This window comes from Chitinophaga chungangae (genome assembly GCF_017742215.1).
Classification (GTDB): Bacteria; Bacteroidota; Bacteroidia; order Chitinophagales; family Chitinophagaceae; genus Chitinophaga; species Chitinophaga chungangae.
Genome location: NZ_JAGHKP010000001.1, coordinates 574,536 through 596,449, shown reverse-complemented (window position 1 = coordinate 596,449; position 21,914 = coordinate 574,536). Strand labels below are relative to the sequence as shown.

The window sequence follows — 21,914 nt, the reverse complement described above, 5'->3', positions numbered from 1 at the left end:
TTTTTACCGATGACCGATCAGATCGAAGAGCTGGAAGACGAACTGGAAAACGGCGAAGGCAGCGAGGAAATGTACGAAAGAGTGAACCTGGTGGTGGATAAAGGCCAGGAGCCCCTGCGGATCGACAAATTCATCCAGAACCGGATCGAAGGCGCCACCCGCAACAAAGTACAGCAGTCCATCGAGGCCGGCATGGTGCTGGTGAACGACAAGCCCGTTAAATCCAACTACAAGGTGCGGCCGCTCGACCGCCTGATCGTGTATTCCACCAAAAACCCCGAATCCACCGAGGTTAAGCCCGAAAATATCCCGCTGAACATCGTATATGAAGATGAAGACCTGCTCATCATCAACAAACCGCCCGGCATGGTGGTGCACCCCGGCTGCGGCAACTATTCCGGCACACTCGTAAACGCCCTGGCGTATTATCTCAGCGACGACAAGGAAACGGCCGTAGAACCGGAGATCCCGCGTTTCGGGCTGGTGCACCGCATCGACAAAAACACCAGCGGCCTGCTGGTAGTGGCCAAATCCGAAAAAGCGATGAGCGACCTGGCTAAACAGTTCTTCGACCATACCGTGCAGCGCCGTTACCTGGCCCTCGTCTGGGGCGATTTCGAGGAAAGCGCCGGCACCGTGATAGCCCATGTGGGCCGCCACCAGCGCCTGCGCAAGATCATGACCGCTTATCCCGACGGCGAGCATGGCAAAGACGCGATCACCCATTACGAAGTGCTGGAACGCTTCAACTACGTAAGCCTCATCGCCTGCAGGCTCGAAACCGGCCGCACGCACCAGATCCGCGTGCACATGCAGCACATCGGCCATCCGCTGTTCAACGACGATACTTATGGCGGCGACCGCATCGTAAAAGGCACCGTGTTCGCCAAATACAAACAATTCGTTGAAAACTGCTTCGAAATAATGCCCCGGCACGCGCTGCACGCGCAAACCCTGGGCTTTATTCACCCGCGCACCCGCAAACCGATGCTGTTCGAAAGCGAATTGCCCGCGGATTTTACCGGTGTGCTCGAAAAATGGCGCAGGTACCGGCGGAAAGACGACGAATAAGCGGGCGGACATTTACCCCCGGCCATACTTTTACCGGCAATTCCCCGTTTTTTATTCAACCAAATCACAGTGCAGACCAATGGCCCCGGAAGCCCCTCCCGCCCTGCAGTCCCATGCCTGTTAACGATTAATTATTTTATTAAAAACAATCTACATATTCAATATTTCTATTAATTTAGTGCTCCGATGGTTCCGATGAAAAACCTAGCCAGGCTCCAGGCACTTATCCTGACTTTTTTGCTTACAGCGTCTGTTTCGGCTGTGGCAAAACCCCGTCCCCTGCTCACAAACTTTACCTACAGCACCACCTGCCTCAACGATAGCGTCAAATTCGTGATCACCGACGATATAACGACGATCGATTCCGTGAAATGGTATTTTGTAAGTCCGCCCGTAGTGGCCGAAGATTCGTCTGACCTCATTGAAGGCGCTTATCATATTTACGCCGCGCCCGGCACCTATACCGTTACGCTGAAAGCGTACCGCGCAGGCGTGGAAGATATCACCACCCAAACCATCACCATCGTAGCGCGGCAAAACGCCAACCTCGGGCCGGATCTCACGCTTTGCGAGAACGGCACTACGGTTATAACGGCGCCGGCTATACCTGGCGCGGAATATACCTGGTATTACCTGGAAGACACCGTGTCTACCGGCACGGTCAACACCTTCACCGTTACTGAAATGGCCACTTATCACGTAGCCATCAACGGCTGCCGCGAGATCGATTCGGTGAACATCTTTTATTCCCCGATCCCCGACTTCGACCTGGGCCCCGACCGCACATTGTGCACCGATGAGCTGATGACGCTCGACGCCACGGCCCAGAACGCCACTTATACCTGGAGCACCGGCGAAACCACGCCCACCATTCTCACCACCGGCGTTACGCAAACCTACACGGTAACGGCGCATGTGGCGGGTTGCGGCGATTTCAGCGACCAGGTGACCATCACTTTCACCGGCACGCCCTACCCGTTCAACCTCGGGCCGGATACGCTGCTTTGCCCCGGAGAATCGGTGATATTGAATGCATTGCGGCCCGAAGGCACGCGCTACCAGTGGAATACCGGCGCCACCACGCCGCAGATCAACGTGGCGAGCAACGGCGATTATTCCGTATTTGTGACCATCAACGGCATCTGCGATGTGCTGGACACTATCGGCGTGCGTTACAGCCGCCTCCGCCCGATCGATCTCGGCAACGATACCACGCTTTGCAACGGCGATTTCCTGGTGCTGACGGCGGATTTCGGAACGGGCAATTATCTCTGGCAGGACGGGTCTGACCAGGCTACATACCACGTAGACAGCTCGGGATATTATCACGTTCGCGTGCAGATCGGGCGTTGCGTGGAAATGGACACCATCCGCGTGGACTTCCAGGATTCGCTGCAGGTTACGCTGGGCATGGATTCCGTGCTGTGCGTGGGCGAAACGCTGACACTTACGCCAAGAGGCGCGGGTATGAATTACAAGTGGCAGGACAGCAGTTCCGTAGCCAGCTTCACCGTTACGCAGCCCGGCGTTTACGCCATCGTGGCCGAAAACGTATGCAACCGCGCCACCGATTCCGTGAACGTCTGGTACCAGAACTGCGATTGCCAGCTATTTTTCCCGACGGGCTTCACGCCGAACGGCGACGGGGTTAACGACCTGTTCAGGCCGAAATACCGGTGCCAGATCACACAATATAAACTCAGCATTTACAACCGCTGGGGCGATTTCATCTTCTTCACCACCGACCCGGGCGTGGCCTGGAACGGCAAACACAACGGGGAGCCCGCTTCACTGGGCACTTACGTTTGGGTGGTGGAATATATAGACGAACTGAACGCGAAATATTACCGCAAGTCGGGCGCGGTCACGCTGATCAGGTAAACCAGACATTACCGCATAAAAAAGGGACGCAATCGCTGCGTCCCTTTTCTTTTATCGCTGAAATATCAATGTTTGAAATCGAAGAATTTAGCGGTAAACACGGCCGTCTCCCGTTTTTTGAAAGGCACGTTCCAGGTACCGTCGTACGTAATGAGCGCGGGCAGCAGCAGATCGTCGAGCTTGGTCATTTCCACGTTCATGCGCACATTAAAATCGAATACGAGGGTTTTGTAAGAAAGGGAATATTTCCGCCCGACGATCTCCATCGTTTCTTTGTTGAAATACGTGATCAGTTCGTCGTACACGATCTCCGCGCGGTCAACCCCGCTCAGGTTCTTTTTCATCACCGCGCTGAACACGTAACAATCGGTGCCGGTGAATTTTTCGGAGGTGATGGAAAAGTCGTAGAAACGCATGAGGTTGCGGTCGAAAATGGCGACTTTATTACCCACCACCGGCACGCCGGATATGGGTTTGCCGGGATTGAATATCAGTTGTTTGAGCTGCGATTTATGACGGGCAAGGCTGCCTTTGTCTCCCCCGCCGTCTTCATTGCACACGGTGCCTTTGGTGAAGAACAGGTTGGCGTACAGCTCGGCGGTGTAATAATTGTAATCGCCTTTGCGGTTGTAGAAATTGCCGGTGGTTTTCTCCTCCAGCGTTTCCATGCTGCGGCAATTGTCTTTCATTACCTGGCGGGTGCGCGATTTAAGCGAAGCGAGCGTTTTGCCGCCTTTTTTGTCGGTTACCCGGATATCGTTATCGGCAGTAAAATTAATGAGGCGGAGATTTTTGAAAGCGCGGTAAAACGTGGTGTCTTCTTCCACTCTTTGTATAAAACCGTTCACGTCGAAGCCTATACGTTTGGCTTTCACCACATGTTCGTCCAGGTTAATGGTCATGCCTTTATATCTGGCGGTATCCTGCGCCAATGCGGGAATGCAGGGTATCAGGTATAACAGTAGCAGGATTTTTCGCATCGGGCAAATTTAAGCAATTCGGCTGGTTATGAAAGTGCAATATTCAGGCCAGAAGGGGGCTGAACGGCTCGCGCAGCGAAATGCGGCTGATGCGGCTGTAATGTTTAACGGAAAAATAAAAAAGGATCAGCCGGAAACTTTGCCGGCTACGTACATGGCAGTAAGCGTTGGTGTGGGAGAGCCGCCTTTTTTCTCAAGCGTGATAGCGAACATCTGTGCATTGGCCACCATGGTTTTCATTTTCGCAAAACCTTTCGCCGCCTGTTCCATATCGAACACGCCCGCGTCAACCGGTTTGCCGTTCACGATGCCCCACAGCTGGTATTGCTGATCGGCGGCGGGCGCGGGCAGGTTGGTAACGGTGAGGAATACTTCTTCCGATTTCGGGTTCCAATATACAGTGGCCAGCAAGCCCGGGCGGGCAGCCGTTACCGTGTACATGTGCACCAGTTTCATGTAGCGAAGCGATTGCAGCATTTTCTGGGATTCTTCCATCCTCGTCTGCATCACGGTATTATCCGCTATCATTTTATCTTTTTCAGTCAGCAGGGCCTGGTATTTATCCTGCCATTCCTTACTGCTGTTGGAATATTGCATATTCATCCACGCGCTCGCCGCCAGGCCGATCAGCGCGGCGGCGGCTACGTATGCCCATACCACGCTCACGCGTTTCGGTTCTTTGGGCTCTTCGGGAATTTCTTCTTCGAAAGATGCACTGCCCACCGGCACCGCGGTTTCCACACCTTCATTATTGATCAGCTGGAAAATACGGTCTTTCAAAGCGGGCGGCGGCGCAATCTGCTGCATGTCCACATAACGCTCCATATCGAGCTGCGCGGCATCCACCGCGGCCCTTACTTCCGGCGACTGGGCCATCGCTGCCTGCAGGTCACGGACCTCCTGGTCCGTAGCCAGCCCAGCTACGTAGCTTTCGATTATACCGGATGATATGTAACGTTGTACGTCCACTTTGCTTACAATTGTTTTAAGATATTTCTCAATTGTATAATTGCGTTTCGCATTCTAGTTTTTACGGTGCCCAAAGGAATGTCCAGCACCCTGGCGATTTCTTCCTGAGTGCAGCCCTTATAGTAGGCAAGATCAATAATAGTCCGCTGTTCTTTGTTAAGCTTTTCCAGCACCTTGGAGAGGCCCAGGTGATCCACGGCAGGTTGAACCGTTAACTGACTTGTTTGTAGATATACGTCGTTGCTAAGCTCCTGGATTTTTTGATCCAGCTTATGCCCTTTCGAGCGGAGTGAATCGATAGCGGTATTTCTGGCGATATTGAGCATCCAGGTGAAGAGGCGCCCTTTTTCTGTGTCGTATTTGTCTATGCTTCGCCAGATTTTCAGGAATACTTCCTGCAGCACGTCGCTTGCGGTATTTTCATCGTTGAGCACTTTGAGCACCACGCCATAAAGCGCCGGTGAATAGTGGTCGTACAGATAACCGAATATCTGCTGGTCACGGGCTTTCAGTCCTTGTACCAGTTCGAGTTCAGTATATGTATTTGCAGTTCCCAAGTGATGTTATCGGAAAATAGTGGCACTAAAATAATGAAAATACTTACAATATGAAATTCTTAGGCATATTTATTTTTTATAATGCCCGGAAAGATTAATATTTATCGCGGGAATGTCATTTTGTAATCCACCCGCACCTTTCCCTTGGAAATATCTTCCAGCTTGCCTTTGATCATTCTTTTTTTCAGCGGCTTCAGGTAGTCGATAAAAAGTTTCCCTTCGATGTGATCGTATTCATGAAAAATCACGCGCGCGGTAATGCCGTGAAACGTGCGTTCATGCGGCTGGAAATTTTCGTCGAAATATTTGATCCTCACTTTCTCCGGGCGGTAAACGTCCTCCCTGATCTTGGGAATGCTGAGGCAGCCTTCGTTATACGCCCAGTCGTCTCCTTCCGTCTCCACGATCTTCGCGTTGATGAACGCCTGTTTGATGCCATGGTCGCCGGGATAAAGGTTTTCCTCGTCTTCTTCCAGGTTGTTGATGATCTGCTCGCTGTCTACCACAAAAAGACGGATGGGTTTGTTGATCTGCGGCGCCGCGAGGCCCACCCCACTGGAGGCATACATGGTTTCCCACATGTTTTCGATCAGTTTCTGCAGATCGGGGTAATCAGGCGTAATGTCCTGGCTTACTTCTCTTAAAACGGGCGCCCCATAGGCTACGATTGGTAAAATCATCTGTTATGCGAATCAAAAATGGAAAAATGCAAAGTTACGTTTTTTCCCCGAAGGGCTTAGCCGTTGTGGTGATGAAGGTATTCCTGCAGCATGATCGTGGCGCTGATCTCGTCTACCAGTCCTTTATTCTGCCGGTCCTTCTTTTTCAACCCGCTGTCTATCATGCTCCTGGCGGCCATTTTGGAGGTGAACCGTTCGTCTACCTTTTTCAGCGGCATGCCGGGGAAATTTTTGGTGAGGATGCGGATGCATTCTTCCACTAATGCGGTAGCGTCTGTGGCGCTCCCGTCCAGGTTGCGGGGAAGCCCTATCAGCACCAGCTCCACGGGTTCCGCCGCAAAATATTTCCGGAGGTAAGGGATCAGTTCGTGTGAAAGAACGGTGCCGAGGCCGGTGGCGATGATCTTCAGCGGATCGGTTACGGCCAGCCCCGTGCGTTTTTTCCCGTAATCGATGGCGAGTATCCTAGGCATGGCCTTATTGTTTGAATATCAGCATGTCAGCAATCGCGAATACGGCATACACCACGCTGGCAATGCCGTTGGTGGTCATAAAAGCGATGTTCACGCGGGAAAGATCGTGCGGTTTCACCAGCCGGTGCTGCATGAACAGCATCAGGATAAACACGCCTGCGCCGATCCAGTACAGCCAGCTGAACTGCCCCATTACGCCGATGGTTACGGCCAAAGCCGCGGCCACCACGTGCAGTCCTTCCGAAAACCGCAGCCCGCCTGCTTTTCCAAGCCAGGTGGGAATGGAATGCAGCTGCTGCGAACGGTCGAATTCCTCGTCCTGCAAAGCATAAATAATATCAAAGCCGGACACCCAGCAAAGCACCATCACGCTCAGCAATACCGGCAGCAGGCTGAAATGCCCGGTAACCGCCAGGAAAGCGCCTATCGGCGCGAGGCTGAGCCCCACGCCCAGCACCAGGTGGCACAATGCAGTGAAACGTTTGGTATAACTATATCCCAGCACCACCAGCATCGCTACGGGCGACAGGAAAAAACAAACAAGGTTGATGAACCAGGTGGTGGCCATAAATAATATGACGTTGCCGATCACGAACCACAGGGCGTTGGAGGGCGAAATGATCCCGGCGGGGATCTCGCGCCGGGCGGTGCGCGGGTTCTTTTTATCGTATTCAGCGTCCAGCCAGCGGTTGAAGGCCATGGCCGCGCTGCGGGCGAACACCATGCAGAGCACCACGAGCAGCAGCAGGGCCCAGCTGAAGGAATATCCCGCCCAGCTTACGGCCATCACAAAACCGGTCATGGCGAAAGGCATGGCGAAAATGGTGTGACTGAACTTTACTAATGAAAGGTAGTTCTTAACAGTTGAGGGCATGGCGCTAATTTACAGGTTTCAGTTTACAAAACAGGTCCCAGATCACGATACCGGTGCTCACGGAAATATTGAGGGAATGTTTCATGCCCAGCTGGGGAATTTCGATGCAGCCGTCTGCCAGCGCCATCACGTTCGGGTCCACCCCGCTTACTTCGTTGCCAAAAACCAGCGCCAGCGGCTGATCTTCCGGCCTGAACGCGTCCAGCATCACGCTTTGCGCCGCCTGTTCGATGGCGATGATGGCGTAACCCTGTTCCTTTAAGGATTGCACGGCTTCCACGGTAGTGGGAAAATATTGCCATTCCACCGTTTCGGTGGCGCCCAGCGCCGTTTTCTGGATGTCGCGGTGCGGGGGCACGGGCGTATACCCGCACAGCGCGATGCCCTGCAACAGGAAAGCGTCTGCCGTTCTGAACACCGAGCCCACGTTGTGCATGCTGCGCACATTGTCCAGCACCAGCACCAGCGGCGTTTTGTCCGCCGCCTTGAACTCGGCCACCGTTTTACGGCCCAGTTCCTGCATGTTTAACTTCCGCATGGGTGCAAAGATAGTTGACTATAAGTTAATGCCCGCAGCTTCTTATATTTGCCGCATGGCTAAAAGTAAAACGGAAGAAACGCCCCTGATGCAGCAGCACAACGCTATCAAAGCCCGGTATCCGGACGCGGTGCTGCTTTTCAGGGTCGGGGATTTTTATGAGACGTTCAACGCCGACGCGGTGATCGCCTCCAAAGTGCTCGGCATCGTACTCACCAAAAGGGCCAACGGCAGCGCCTCTTACGTAGACCTCGCGGGGTTCCCGCATCATTCGCTGGACAGTTACCTGCACAAACTCGTGAAAGCCGGCCATCGCGTAGCCATTTGCGACCAGCTGGAAGACCCGAAAATGGTGAAAGGCATCGTGAAACGCGGCGTCACCGAAATGGTAACGCCCGGCGTGGCCGTGAACGATAAATTGCTGGACAACGGCACCAACAACTTCCTGGCGGCGGTGCATTTCGGGCAGAACGAACAGGCGGGCGTGGCTTTCCTCGATATTTCGACGGGGGAATTTTTCGTGGCGCAGGGCTCGCTGGAGTATGTAGATAAACTCCTGCAGAGTTTCCGCCCGCAGGAAGTGGTGTTCGCCAAACAGCAGCAGAAACATTTCCGGCAAACGTTCGGCAGCCGCTTCTACACCTACACCCTTGAGGAATGGATCTTCACCAATACTTATGCAAAGGAGGTCCTGCACAAACATTTCGAGACGCATTCCCTGAAAGGGTTCGGCGTGGAGGAAATGACCGACGGCATTATTGCGGCGGGCGCCACCATGCATTACCTCAAAGATACCGAACATCCTAACCTGCAACATATCACCGCCATCACGCGCGTAGACCAGGACGAGTTCCTGTGGATGGACCGTTTCACCATCCGCAACCTCGAGCTGCTGCAAAGTACCGTGGAACAGGGCAGATCGCTGATCGGCACGCTGGACAATACCTTGTCTCCCATGGGCGCGCGCCTGCTGAAACGCTGGATCATCTTCCCGCTGCGCGACATCGGCAAGATCCACGAAAGGCTCGATGCGGTGGAAACGCTCATCCGCGAAGCGGACAATACCAAACTGCTGCAAACACATCTGAAAATAGTGGGCGACCTGGAAAGAGTGGTATCGAAGATCCCGCTGAAAAAGATCAACCCGCGCGAAGTGATGCAGCTGGCGAAAGCATTGCAGCAGGTCGAAGAAATTTCCAATGTGCTTTCCGGTACCGACAATGCGCTGCTGCGGCAGTTGCAGGAACAGCTCGACCCCTGCAGGCCCATCCTGGAGCGCATCCTGGCGCAGGTGGCAGACAATCCGCCGGTGCTGGCCAACAAGGGCGGCGTGATCCGCGAAGGCACCGACGCCGCGCTGGACGATCTCCGCGCCATCGCCACTTCCGGTAAAGAATATTTGCTGCGCATCCAGCAGCAGGAATCGGAAGCCACCGGCATTCCTTCGCTGAAAGTAGCGTTCAATAATGTGTTCGGGTATTATCTCGAAGTGACCAACACGCACAAAAACAAAGTGCCCAACACCTGGATCAGGAAACAAACGCTGGCGAACGCGGAAAGGTACATTACGCCGGAGCTGAAAGAATACGAGGAGAAGATCACCGGTGCGGAAGAAAAGATACTGGCGCTGGAAATGCAGCTGTACGACGCACTGCTGCTGGCCCTGCAGGAATACATCGTGCCTATCCAGCGCAACGCGCAGGCGCTGGCGCGGCTGGACTGCCTGCTTTGTTTCGCGCACAACGCCGTGCAGTTCAAATACCGCCGGCCAGACGTAAACGATTCGCACAATATCGATATCAAAGAAGGCCGTCACCCCGTGATCGAACAGGGATTGCCCACCGGGGAAAGTTACGTGACCAACGACCTGCTGCTGCGCCGCGACGATCAGCAGGTGATCATTCTCACGGGGCCCAACATGAGCGGTAAATCCGCGCTGCTGCGGCAAACGGCGCTGATCACGCTGATGGCGCACATGGGCAGCTTTGTGCCGGCCGCTTCCGCGGAGATCGGGCTGACGGATAAAATATTTACCCGGGTAGGCGCGTCAGACAACCTGAGCGGCGGCGAAAGCACCTTTATGGTGGAAATGAACGAAACCGCTAGCATCATCAACAACATCACGCCGCGCAGCCTCATTATTCTCGACGAGATCGGGCGCGGCACCAGTACGTACGACGGCATTTCCATCGCGTGGAGCATCGTGGAATACCTGCACGACATGACGCCGCACCGGCCGAAAACGCTGTTCGCCACGCACTATCACGAGCTGAACGAACTGGAGAACACGCACAGCCGCGTGAAAAATTTCCATATCACCAATAAAGAGGTAGGCAACAAGATCATCTTCCTGCGCAAGCTCGCCCCTGGCGGCAGCAGGCATAGCTTCGGCATTCACGTGGCGAAGATAGCGGGCATGCCGCCGCAGCTGATAGACCGCGCCAACGAGATCCTTTCCCAGCTCGAAAGCCAGCACATCGAATCGCCGATGGAACAGATCGCGGCGCCGGTGCAGAAAGTACAGCTCAGCATCTTCGATGCGCACAGCGATACGTTCCAGAACATCCGCGAAAAACTCAACGCGGTAGACATCAACCGCCTCACGCCCGTGGAAGCGCTGATGAAACTGAGCGAGATCAAAGACCTTTTGCAGTAGATATTTTGAGATACCGGCTTTCCGATGCATCTGTTAAAGCGGGCCTTCCGGAAGGCCGGCTCCTTTATCGGCACATGTGCGCCTCACCTTCAACAACCATAGTACTTTCATAGCACGATCCTTTAAAAGTACAATTAGGGTAATGTAGTACTACATCTTTTGCCGGAGCAACGCAATAAAAAAGCCCCGGCGATATGCCGGGGCTTTTGTCAGCTCATTCCATTCTTCACTATTTTTTATCCCACCAAACGCGGCCGGTGATATCTTCCACCGCGTTGCCGTATTCGCCGGTCGCCTTCATTTCAGCAACGGCTTTATTGTAATTGTCGATGTTCTGGTTGGAGATGGGCAGCGGCCAGCGGCGCGGCACTTCCTGCCTTACACCGCTTGCAATAAATTCCTTGCGATTGAGGACGCCGCCCACTTTCGGGTAGCCCAGCAATTTGTAGTAACCCCATGCTTCCCACGGCGTTTTGAAGCTGTTGAGATATTGCTGGATGCCGATCTTTTCCAGCTTCTGCTCGTCCGTGCCCGCAAAAGCGATGGCGGGTTTGGCCAGGTAAGCGTTGATAGCGTCGGCCGTGGGCGTTGCGAACCCGATGGCGGGCGCCAGCGTGGCGATCGCGCTGTACGCGTTGATGGACGCGGTCACGCCTTTGTTGTACCAGTCCGCCGCATCACCGGGTACAATGCCTTTGAGCGAAAGCTCAGACAGCATGAAGCACATTTCGGCGTAGGTCATGATCGGCTGGGTGTACTTGCCGTCCAGGTTGCCGTCTGAACCCAGGTCGAAAATGCGGTTCTGGAACATAGACAGCGTGTCTACCTGCACGGTCACGTTCTGGCCGTTTTCCACGATGCTGTAGCTTTTTACGCCGAACAGCCTGGCATAGGCGGGATTGGCCCTGTCGTCCGGGCTTTCGGGCATGCCCACGTACTGACGCGGGTTGTATACCGCGGATGCGGGAAATGCGCCGCCGGCTTTCAGGCGGTTAAATACCGCTTCGGTGAAACCGTTCTTTTTGAAGAACAGGCTCAGGCGCGGGTCCGCATTATCGTACATAAAATCCACGAGCGTTTTGCCGCCGCGGGTGGCGTTGCCTTGTGCGTTCCAGTTGCCGCCTCTTGCAAAGTTGGTACTGGAAACGAATTTCCATTCGTCCGCATTGCCGGTGAACAGGCCCGCAGGGCTGGCCATTACTTCAGCGGCGATAGCTTTCAGTTTGTCCGCATCCCGTTTGCCGAGGCGCATCGCGATCTTCAAACGCAGCACATTGGCGGCTTTGGCCCATTTCGCCGCGTCTCCGTTATAGAAAATATCCGAGTTGCCGTATTTCATAAACTCACCGGTGGCCGTTAAAGCAGCGATCGCTTCTTTCAGCTCCGCATCAAAAATGCCGAACAGTTTTTCCTGGCTGTCGTACACCGGCGTTAAAGTGCCGTCGATGCGCGCCTGAAAAGCTTCGGTATAAGGAATGCTCCCGTTCACGTCCGATACGCGGAAGGCGGAATACACCTTGTTGATGGTGGCGATCGCCCTTACCTGCGAATAATAGGTTTTATCCTCGCCGGTCTTTTTGTCTACCACCTGCTGGATATCGGCCAGGTTACGCCCGATGTTCCGGTAAAACGCGGAATAAAAATCATTCACGCGCGGGTTGGCGAACATGCCGCTGTTATTCCCGTCCGGATAACTTACGGTGTACTGCGCATAACGCATCAGGTATTGGTAGTGCTCGTAAAACCAGTCGAAATCACGGTCTACCATCGCTTTCTGCGAAGTGGTGATCAGCTGCTCGGGGGAAATGTCCGGCGTGATCTCGGGATTTTTATTGATGTTCTCAAAATCCTTTGTGCAGGAGCTGGCGAATGTTACCAGTGCCAACGCCCCTATTCCCAATGTATGAATCGCTTTCATGATTGTTTCGTTTTGAAATTAGAAGCCAAGTTGAAGGGTTACCGCCATGTTCCGCACGAAGGGCGTGCCGCCGTATTCGGAAAACGCGCTGGTGCTGTTGTTGCGGAGGCTTTCCGGGTTGATGTGATCGGGCAGGTTGTTGTACAGGTAACCGAGATTGCGGCCGATCAGCAGTACACGCACTTTGTTCATGCGGATCTTCTCCGCGATCTTGCTGGGCATGGTATAACCGAGAGACACCTCGCGCAGCGCAACATACGTTGCGTCGAACACGGATGCTTCGCGGATGCCGATGCCCCAATCGCCCACCATGCTGTAATATTCATACGGGCTCATCGGGTTTACATACCCTTTGTCGAAAGCGTCGCGGTAGCTCATGCCGCCGAGGTCCACTTCAGAACCGTTGTGCGTGATCTTGTAACCGTCTTCGAACACGCCTTCGGGAATGATGCCGTCGTTGCGCTGGCGGCCTGATTTATCCGTCCATGCAATACCGCCGTGCTCCGCGTCGCGGCCGTTGATGGTGCTGGCTACGGTGCCGCGGCCGGTGCCGTATTGGTGGGATGCGGAGAACATGTCGCCGCCGATCCTTGCCTGTACCAGGAAGCCGAGGCTCCAGTTTTTGTAGTTGAAGTTGTTGTTCAGGCCAAGGTTGAAGTCTGGCGTGATATTGCCCACTACCGCCGCGCCGCGTTTGAATTTATACGGCAGGTCGGTGGAGTTGGGTGAAATGATGGGTTTGCCGTTGTTCGGATCGTTGGCGTCTTTACCCTGGTAACGGGTATAACCGTAGTTGGTCTGGATCACGCCGTATGCGGCGCCCACCATGGCCAGCACGCGTACGTCCTGGTCGTTGCCCATTTCGTACTCTTTTTCATTGCCGTAAAGGGAAATGATCTTGTTATTGTTTTTGCTGCCGTTCAGCGTCAGGTCCCAGCCGAAGTTTTTAGTCTCGATGGGCCTGGCGTTGATGGCGATCTCGATACCGCTGTTCCTGAATTTGCCGGCGTTGATATAACGTTCGTTCACGCCGCTTTCGGGCGCAGCGGGTATCTTCAGGATCTGGTCTTTAATGATAGAGCGGTACCAGGCTACGTCGAGGCCTAAACGGTTTTTGAGGAAACGCACGTCCGCGCCCAGTTCCACGGAACTGGAAGTGGAGGGTTTCAGGTTCATGTTAGGCAGCGTGCCCGGCTGGTAATACTCGTTGATCGGCAAAAGATCGGCCGCGCCGTTCCACACGGAAGAGGTGACATAACCCGAGTTATTGTCCCAGGGCAGCATATCGCCGCCCACAAATGCATACGAAGCGCGGAGCTTACCGTAGGTCACCCAGGAAGGCATGCTCTGTTTAAAGGTTTCGGTAAACTCCCAGGCCGCGCTTACAGACGGGTAGAAGTAAGAAGGCGTACCGTGCCCGTCAGGGTACATCAGGGCGGAAGACCAGTCGTTACGGCCGGTCACGTCCAGGAACCACGCGTTTTTGTAGGAGAAGCTGGCGGCGAAGAACAGGGAATTGATCCTTTTCTGTTTTTCTATCGCAGCTTTTGCGTCTACCTGTCCTACGCTGTTGGTCATGGCATACAGGCCCGGAATGCGGAGGCCGTTGGTGGTGGCGGTGCGGAAGTTATTACCGATGCCGGAAGTCCAGGTTTCGGCGCCGAGGTTAAGGCTGGCGTTGAAATCGGAACCGAGTTTCGGCGTGATCACGGCCATGCCGGTAAAGGTGTATTGCGTTCTGTTGAGACCGGAAAGCACGAAGAGGCCGCGGTTGCCCGTGAAGTTCGGGCCCCAGCCCAGCTGGCGGCGGTCGTCTGCATTCTGTTCGTAGCTGAAGTTACCACGGGCGATGAATTTCAGCCAGTCGGTAGCGGTGCCGGTGAGCGAAAGGTTACCCATGAGGAGTTTTTCCTTGCGCAACCAGTTGTCGTTTTCGAGCGCAAACCAATAATCTGCGCCGGGGTACTGGCCGAGATAATCGTTCAGGTCCTGCTTGCCGGGGTTGGGCCCCATGTAGCGCGCCTGCCAGTAACCGGCGTCGTAGTTGCGGGGGAAAATGTAGATCCATTTGCGGCCTACGTTTTCGTTGGTGTAATCGCCGCCCTGGCGGGTGGGATTGGTGGTTTCGCTGGAAGTGAAAGTGACGCCGCCTTCAGCCGAAAGGAATTTGGAAATAACGGCGGACGATTTCAGGGAGAACGCGTCTCTTTTAAAACCGTTGTTCGGCATTACGCTGTTATTGTCCACATGCGAATACGAAAAGCGGAAATTCGCTTTTTCGTTGCCGCCTTCCACGGCTACGTTGGTATTAAAATATTTACCGGTCTGGTAAGTGTTTTTCCAGTTGTTGGGCTGTGCGCTGAAAGGAACGATGTCGCCGTTGATGATTTTGGCGGGGCTGCCGTCCATTTTGGGGCCGAAGCTGTAAGCGCCTGCCCATTCCACGACATTATTATCATCCGCGTCTTTTCCGAAAAAGGGATTGTAACCCGCGCCATAGGTATTCTGCAGCGCGATGGGCGTGCGGTACACCTGCTCGAACTGCACGGTTTGACTGAAGTCTACGCCGAGGCCTTTGCGGGTGGTGCCTTTTTTGGTGGTGATGAGGATGGCGCCGTTGATGGCGCGGGTGCCGTAAAGTGCGGTAGCGGCGGCGCCTTTGAGCACGGTTACGGATTCAAAATCGTCAGGGTTGAAGTTTTTGAGCACGTTGCCGAAGTTCACGGCATTGTCTGCCTCTTCGTTTTCGAAGATGGTACCGTCTATTACGAAAATAGGCTGGTCTTTACCGTTGAGCGATTTTGCGCCGCGCAGCACGATGCGGTTGGCAGACTGCGGGCCGCCCGCCGCGCCGGAAATGTCGAGGCCGGCCACTTTGCCCTGCAATGCGGCAACGGGGTTGATGGCGTTGGTTTTCGCCACTTCGGAGCCTTTCAGTTCGGTAACGGCGTAACCGAGCTTGCGTTGTTCGCGTTTGAAACCGAGCGCGGTCACTACAACTTCATTCAGGTTTTTGGAATCTTCTTTCAGCACGATGTTGAAAGAAGGGGCGGAAGCGGGCACTTCCTGCTGGGCGTAGCCCATGAACGTGAAAACCAGCGTTCCGTTGGGATCTGCGCTGAGTTTGAAGGAACCGTCGGCGAGGGTAACCGCGCCATTGGAAGTTCCTTTTTCGATAACGGTAACACCGGGTAAAAGCTGGCCGTTAACATCCTTGACGGTGCCGGAGACTGCTTTTTTGTTCTGCGCCCAAACGGCCGGGGCGAAGCAGAAAGACAGCAGGGTGGCGAGCAGAAGAATTCTTCGCATAGCTTCCTTAGATTTTAAGTTTGAACGTGAAAAACAATAGTTATCCTTTATTGGTTGATAGCCGATGGCCGGGCAGGCACAGCTCCGCCCGGTGCATTGGCTGCAATGCAATACAAATCCTTCCCGCCTCCCGGAGGCAGGTCTACATTTGAGTTTCTGCGGCTGATAAAACGAATACGGTCCCTGTCCGCTATTTCAGGCGGGCGCGTGCATATAGTGTTGCTGTAAAAAAGAGATAGATTTAGATTTTATGTTCACTGCGTATCTCTAAGCCAGCTCCGTTCACTTTCTCCGTTATTTCCGAACCGGGTTAAAACGTTTTAGCGTTCCATCCAATAAAAAATCCGTGCAATCCTTGCCCCGCCTTCATTTTCACAGATCACAGGTTCAACTTATCAGATAAAACGTTTTAGCATTCTACCAATAAAAAAAACCTGTGACATGCCAAGCGCTACAAAATTCTTTCTACTCGCACAGATTTGGTTCGGAAAAACGAACAGGTGCAAACTAGTCAAACTTTGTAAAGCGGCAAAAGAAAATTTAACTTTTTTTTGATGCGCCCTTTACATTACGCTAACAAACCGGAAAAAATCATCACCCCGCGCGAAAATCATACGCAAATTTTATCGTCGCCTGCAAAATCAAACCGCTGAAAGGTTTCAGCCTTCTCTACCACCGGTTCGTATAAGCACCGGGGTAACGATCTTGTCATGTTTTTTGAAGACAAAAAATTGATAAACGGCCATGGCCGTTTTCGAAAAATTCGGTAAGTTTGGATAACAATAACCGCCTCCCCGGGCGATCGTTCGGAACAGGGCAAACAGCAAGGCACCCCGGTCCTTTTTTTAGAAAACAAGGCTAAAACGTTTTAGATAACCCGCGCGCATCACCCGGATCAGCAATCAGCCAAATATCGACTTCAGGTCAACCAAATCAACATACAACGGACTCCAGGCAACGGCAATGCAAAACACTTAAAAGCAATACATCGATAACCAGGCAACAGCTTCATTCTAAACCGCAATAACCATCGAACCGATACAGGGACGCAAAACACCGGCCCTCTATTCACCTGTTCATTAAAACCCGTCCACATACCCGCATTTCATTTTTGTAACTAAAACAGTGAACAATGAAAAGAACGCTACTACTTCTGGCGGTCTTCATCAGCCTGTGCGATCAATTGTCCTTCGCGCAGGCCAGGAAAACCGTGTCTGGCTCCGTGCGCACCGCCAATGGCGACGCCATACCCGGGGTTACTATTACCGAAAAAGGCACTTCCAACGGCGCCATCTCGCAAACAGACGGCAGCTACCGCCTCAGCGTGGCGCCCAATGCCACCCTCGTATTAATTACATCGGCTTCCTCCGCCAGGAGATCAAAACCGGCGACGCCGCCGCCTACAACATCGTGATGCACGAAGACGTGACCGGCCTCAACGAAGTGGTGGTTACCGGCCTCAACATCCCCCGCGCGCGCAAAGCCCTCGGTTATTCCCAGGGCACCGTAAAAGCCGAGCAGCTCGAAAACATCGGCTCGCCCGTAAACGCTTTCAGCGCGCTGTATGGCCAGGTGGCCGGCCTCAAGATCACCGGCACCGCGCTCGGGCCCGCCGGCGGCATTTCCATCAACATCCGCAACGCCGTGGCCCTGTACGAAGGTTCCACCAACAGGCCGCTGTTCGTGATAGACGGCATCCCCATGCTCGACTGGCAGACCGACATTAACCGCAGCACCGGCAACGGGCTGAACGACCTCAATATGGACGATATCGCCAGCTTCGACGTGCTGAAAGGCGCCAAAGCCGCCGTGCTCTATGGCTCCCAGGGCGCCAACGGCGTGATCCTCATCACCACGAAAAGCGGCACCAAAAAACGCGGCTTCGGCGTAGACGTGAACCTTACCCATTCGCAGGACCGTGTGTGGCTCATGCAGAAATTCCAAAACGAGTTCGGCTCCGGCTTCCCCGCAGCATGGGTGAACCCCGGCGTGGTGGACGCGGAAGGTTTTTACCAGAAAAACGGCGTGCAGGCTTATTATCCCACCAATTACAACTTCGGCCCCAAAATGGACGGCCGGCAGATTCTCTGGTACGACAGCGTGATGCGGCCTTACGTCGCGCAGCCGGACAACATCCGCAACTTCTACCGCAACGGGTACACCAGTTCCGCCAACGTAGCCCTGCAGGGCGGCGGCGAAAACGGCGGCTTTCGCGTATCGTACACCCGCAAAGATTACAAAGGCATTTTCGAAGGGTTTAAGCTGCACGACAACAATTTCACCTTCAACGGCAACATCAAGATCACCAGCCGCGTGAACTTCAAGCTGGTGAGCACATACGCCAACACCTTCAACCACAATTCGCCACCCACCAACCAGGACGTGTTCGTGACCTACGGCGTGCCCCGGCAGCTGAGCACCGAACTGCTGCGAACGCAGGTGGTAGACCCGGCGAACGACAACTATTTCTGGTGGGCCATGGAAAACCGGCAAACGCGTTACCCCACGGGCGGAATCGTGCGGGACGGGCTGGCCGGCAATTATTTCTGGAACCAGATGCAGAACGATTACGACAATACCCGCAATCACTTCATCAACTCCGCCACCATCGACGTAGACATCGCCAAGGGATTTAAATTCCAGCTGTTGGGCGGTTTCGACTGGGTGACGAATAAAAACGAACAGAAGGAAAAACTGCGCAGGCCGCTCTCCATGGGCGAAGGCGGCAGGTATTACCTCTACAACAGCACAGACGTGTATTACAACGGCCAGGCCATCGTGAGCTACGAAAAACAGCTCAGTCCCAACTACAGCCTCAACGCCTTCGTAGGCGGCGTGATCCAGAAACGCACCAGCGAATGGACGAGCCGCAACACCCGGTCTGACGGGTTCATTACCCGCGACTGGTTCTCTTTCAGCAACGCCAAAACCACGCCGGTGGAAAGCAACGGCTTCCGCCGCTACAGCCTGTTGTACGGGGCTTTCGGCTCGGTACAGATCGGGTTTAAGGAATGGCTGTACCTGGAATTGCAGGGGCGCAACGACTGGTCTTCCATTCTCCCGCCCGCCAACAATTCCTATTTCTATCCCGGCGCCAGCGTTTCCTGGATCTTCAGCGAAGCGCTCAAAATGCCGGACTGGGTCAGCTTCGGTAAATTCCGGGTTTCCTGGGCAGACGTGGGCCGCCCCGGCCCCGAATATTTCGCGAACAACGTGTACGACATCGGCAACTACGGCGGCGTGATCACCTATGCCCCGCGCGGCTCGCGCCCGCCGGAAGACCTGAAGCCTGAACGCAAACGTGAAGTGGAGCTTGGTCTCGAAACCAAATTCCTCAACAGCCGCCTCGGCCTGGAAGTGAACTATTACAACGGCAACACCTACGACCAGATCATGGGCCTGAGCGTGCCGCCCTCTTCCGGCTTCGGCGATACCAAGATCAACGCCGGGCAGATCTCGCACAGCGGCATCGAGGTGTTCATCAACGCCACGCCGTTTAGAACTTCCAACTTCAACTGGAACACCGTGCTGAACTTCCACAGCGACAAACCGAAAGTGAAAAAACTCGCGCAGGGCATTACCACGCAGGGATTGTGGGGCATGTCCGGCGCGCGCGTGGTGGCGGTTGAAGGCCAGCCATGGGGCCAGGTAGTGGTGCGGCCGTACAAAGTGAACGAAAACGGCGAAAGGATCGTGGAAGGCGGGTATTATTCCACCGACCCCACTAAAGAAGAAGTGATCGGCAAAGTATTGCCCGACATCGCCGGCGGTTTCAACAACACCGTTTCCTACAAAGGTTTTTCACTCGACTTTAATATCGATTACCAGTTCGGCTCCACCCTCGTTTCGCAGACCAACATGTACATGGTGGGCAACGGTTCCGCCGCTTCCACCACCGCGTACCGCGACGAGGCGCACGGCGGCCTTCCCTATTACATCAACAACAGCAGCACGCTGGTATTGCTTCCCAGCCATACCTCCGCCGTGCCCGCCGATTCGAAATATCCTTTCATCATGCACGACGGCGTGATATTGCCCGGCGTACAGCCTGACGGCAAGCCGAACGAAACCATCATCACTGCGGCGGACAAACATTCGTATTACTGGCAGACGTTTATGGACATCCAGCCTGACATCGTGTATAAAAACGATTACATCAAGCTGCGCAACATCGTGCTGACGTACGAGCTGCCCAAAAAGATCACCAACAGGATCCATTTCGACAGGCTCGCGGTTTCGCTGTTTGCCAACAACCTCTGGTACATCTACAAAACAATGCCGAACGTAGACGCGGAAGCGTTGAACGGCACGAACGTGTTCTACGAAAACAACGCGTTCCCCACCACCAGGAGTTATGGCGCCAGCATCAGGGCATCGTTCTAACCGCAAAAAACGAACATCATGAAAACGAAAAAAATATTTAGTGCATTTGCCGGAATCCTGCTGCTGTCCGCCGTTTCGTGCCAGAGCAAGCTCGAAGGCCTTTACCTCGACCCGGACGGGTTCACCAGTCCTACCATCGAAGGGTTTTATACGAACACCCAGCAGCAGCTCGGCATTTTCAGGTATTCTTACGGCGAAATGTTCCACGACTTCAACACGCTGAACCCGGTACTGGGCTCCGGCGGCTTTCAGAACGACGGCGCGCCCAGCAGCTTCTCGTGGGTGCACGACCCGTACAGCGACGCCTACAGCAAACTGCGCTCCTTCGCCGCCATGCAGCAGGTGTACAACGGCCTTTCCGAGCAGGACAAACAGGATTACGAGATATTCATGTGGACGGCGGGCGCTATCAAGGAATACATTTTCCACCAGCTCACGGACATCTGCGGCGATGTGCCTTATTTCAACGCCATGCAGGGAACGGACCTCAACTTCTTCCCGCCGTTCGACAAACAGTCGGACATATACCCGGCCATGCTGGCGAACCTGAAGGAAATATCCACTAACCTGGACGGATATACGCTGAACAGCAGTTTTATCCAGCAGCAGTTCCCCCGCAACGACGTGTATTTCAACGGCAACATCACCATGTGGCGCGTGTTTATCAACAGTCTGCGGCTGCGGCTGGCGCTGCGCCTCACCAACGTAATGCCCGACCTTGCGAAAAGCACCATCCAGGAAGTGCTGGCAGACGGTGTTTATGCGAAAGACAGGGCCACTTCCATCACGCTGGTAGACCGGCGGCAGGACCAGGCCATGGAATTGCTGATCTTCCGTTCCCTTTCCGAAAGGCTTACCGCGCGGCTGTTTGTGCCCGCCAATATGCTCAACCTGATGCGCAAGCCCGGTTTTGCGGACGATCCGCGCATTCCCGTGCTGTTCCAGCCGGACAAAGACGGCAACTACACCGCCATGCCCACCGAGGCGCCCGATGTGGCGGCCATTGCCGCGCAGATCACCACTACCGACCTGGCGGCCACTTTCCCGTCGATGTACAACCGCACCACCTTCGAGCGGAATTTCGGGATGCCTTACCAGATCATTACGTCTTCGGAGATCCACCTGCTCAAGGCCGAAGCGAAATTGCGCTGGGCAGACCTCGTGATCGTTGCGGCAGACGAATACCGCGCGGCCATCAAAGAATCCATCGATATTTATTACGAGATCAACGCGTTGAATACGAACACGACCTACAACGGGTACATTCCCGCTTCGAAGGCCGTAAAACCTCCGGATGCGGACATCAACACCTTCCTCGACCAGAAAACGGCGGAGTTCAACGCAGCCATTGGCAATGAAAAGATCGGGCTGATCTACGACCAGCGGTACATTCATTACAACATGCTGAAACCTTACGAGCTGTGGGCGGATACACGCAGGCTGATGAAAGAGTTGGGCGCGAGGGTGCGCAAATCGCCGAGCAATATCAGGATGATGGAAAGAACGGTGTACCCGACAAGCGAAGAACTGAACAATCCCACCAACTTCCAGGCGGTGAAAGCCGCCAACAATTACACCACCCCGGTGTGGTGGACGGGCCGTTAGCCGGATTCCACGTCAACAAA

Annotated in this window: 15 protein-coding genes; 6 read left to right on the top strand and 9 right to left on the bottom strand. The window is 54.3% G+C overall.

The features are described from left to right. The first annotated feature begins 9 nt into the window (after window positions 1-9). Window positions 10-1,071: an RluA family pseudouridine synthase gene (locus J7I43_RS02685; protein ID WP_209142959.1), complete on the top strand. Its 1,062-nt coding sequence runs from the start codon at window positions 10-12 to the stop codon at window positions 1,069-1,071. A gap of 261 nt (window positions 1,072-1,332) precedes the next feature. Continuing rightward, window positions 1,333-2,952 (top strand): gliding motility-associated C-terminal domain-containing protein, encoded by a 1,620-nt coding sequence (locus J7I43_RS24910; RefSeq protein WP_209142957.1) that lies wholly within the window; start codon window positions 1,333-1,335, stop codon window positions 2,950-2,952. A gap of 65 nt (window positions 2,953-3,017) precedes the next feature. Here J7I43_RS24910 and J7I43_RS02675 read toward each other — a convergent pair whose 3' ends face one another. The 7 genes from J7I43_RS02675 to J7I43_RS02645 form a co-directional block, all read right to left on the bottom strand. After that, a complete protein-coding gene (locus J7I43_RS02675; RefSeq protein WP_209142955.1) occupies window positions 3,018-3,932 on the bottom strand; it encodes a hypothetical protein in 915 nt (304 codons plus the stop codon). A gap of 126 nt (window positions 3,933-4,058) precedes the next feature. Beyond that, entirely contained in the window at window positions 4,059-4,901 is an 843-nt protein-coding gene (locus J7I43_RS02670) for an anti-sigma factor (RefSeq protein ID WP_209142953.1), read from the bottom strand. A 5-nt stretch (window positions 4,902-4,906) separates the two neighbouring features. Then, window positions 4,907-5,458, bottom strand: a complete 552-nt coding sequence (locus J7I43_RS02665; protein WP_209142951.1) for an RNA polymerase sigma factor — start codon at window positions 5,456-5,458, stop codon at window positions 4,907-4,909. A 101-nt stretch (window positions 5,459-5,559) separates the two neighbouring features. Then, window positions 5,560-6,138 (bottom strand): peptide deformylase, encoded by a 579-nt coding sequence (def, locus tag J7I43_RS02660; RefSeq protein ID WP_209142949.1) that lies wholly within the window; start codon window positions 6,136-6,138, stop codon window positions 5,560-5,562. 56 nt (window positions 6,139-6,194) lie between these two features. Next, window positions 6,195-6,611 carry a Holliday junction resolvase RuvX gene (gene ruvX / locus J7I43_RS02655; RefSeq protein ID WP_209142947.1) on the bottom strand — a complete coding sequence of 139 codons (417 nt, stop codon included), beginning with the start codon at window positions 6,609-6,611 and terminating at the stop codon, window positions 6,195-6,197. Window positions 6,612-6,615: 4 nt separating this feature from the next. Continuing rightward, window positions 6,616-7,485, bottom strand: a complete 870-nt coding sequence (locus J7I43_RS02650; RefSeq protein ID WP_209142945.1) for a UbiA-like polyprenyltransferase — start codon at window positions 7,483-7,485, stop codon at window positions 6,616-6,618. Between the two features lie 4 nt (window positions 7,486-7,489). Continuing rightward, a complete protein-coding gene (locus J7I43_RS02645; protein WP_209142943.1) occupies window positions 7,490-8,023 on the bottom strand; it encodes an RNA methyltransferase in 534 nt (177 codons plus the stop codon). Window positions 8,024-8,078: 55 nt separating this feature from the next. Here J7I43_RS02645 and mutS point away from each other — a divergent pair, with 55 nt between their 5' ends. After that, window positions 8,079-10,679, top strand: a complete 2,601-nt coding sequence (mutS, locus tag J7I43_RS02640; protein ID WP_209142941.1) for a DNA mismatch repair protein MutS — start codon at window positions 8,079-8,081, stop codon at window positions 10,677-10,679. Between the two features lie 229 nt (window positions 10,680-10,908). On the opposite strand, the gene J7I43_RS02635 is transcribed toward mutS, so the two are convergent. Both J7I43_RS02635 and J7I43_RS02630 read right to left on the bottom strand, forming a co-directional pair. Continuing rightward, complete coding sequence (locus J7I43_RS02635) at window positions 10,909-12,597, bottom strand: SusD/RagB family nutrient-binding outer membrane lipoprotein (protein ID WP_209142939.1); 1,689 nt, start codon at window positions 12,595-12,597, stop codon at window positions 10,909-10,911. Between the two features lie 18 nt (window positions 12,598-12,615). After that, complete coding sequence (locus J7I43_RS02630) at window positions 12,616-15,906, bottom strand: SusC/RagA family TonB-linked outer membrane protein (RefSeq protein WP_209142937.1); 3,291 nt, start codon at window positions 15,904-15,906, stop codon at window positions 12,616-12,618. 1,132 nt (window positions 15,907-17,038) lie between these two features. Here J7I43_RS02630 and J7I43_RS24675 point away from each other — a divergent pair. Genes J7I43_RS24675 through J7I43_RS02620 form a run of 3 tightly spaced genes read left to right on the top strand, consistent with a single transcriptional unit; the run spans window position 17,039 to window position 21,894 of the window. Next, entirely contained in the window at window positions 17,039-17,320 is a 282-nt protein-coding gene (locus tag J7I43_RS24675; RefSeq protein WP_236023280.1) for a carboxypeptidase-like regulatory domain-containing protein, read from the top strand. After that, window positions 17,254-20,289: a SusC/RagA family TonB-linked outer membrane protein gene (locus J7I43_RS02625; RefSeq protein WP_317197064.1), complete on the top strand. Its 3,036-nt coding sequence runs from the start codon at window positions 17,254-17,256 to the stop codon at window positions 20,287-20,289. The genes J7I43_RS24675 and J7I43_RS02625 overlap by 67 nt, the downstream gene beginning before the upstream one ends. A gap of 18 nt (window positions 20,290-20,307) precedes the next feature. Further along, window positions 20,308-21,894, top strand: a complete 1,587-nt coding sequence (locus J7I43_RS02620) for a SusD/RagB family nutrient-binding outer membrane lipoprotein (protein ID WP_209142933.1) — start codon at window positions 20,308-20,310, stop codon at window positions 21,892-21,894. The last annotated feature ends 20 nt before the right edge of the window (window positions 21,895-21,914 follow it).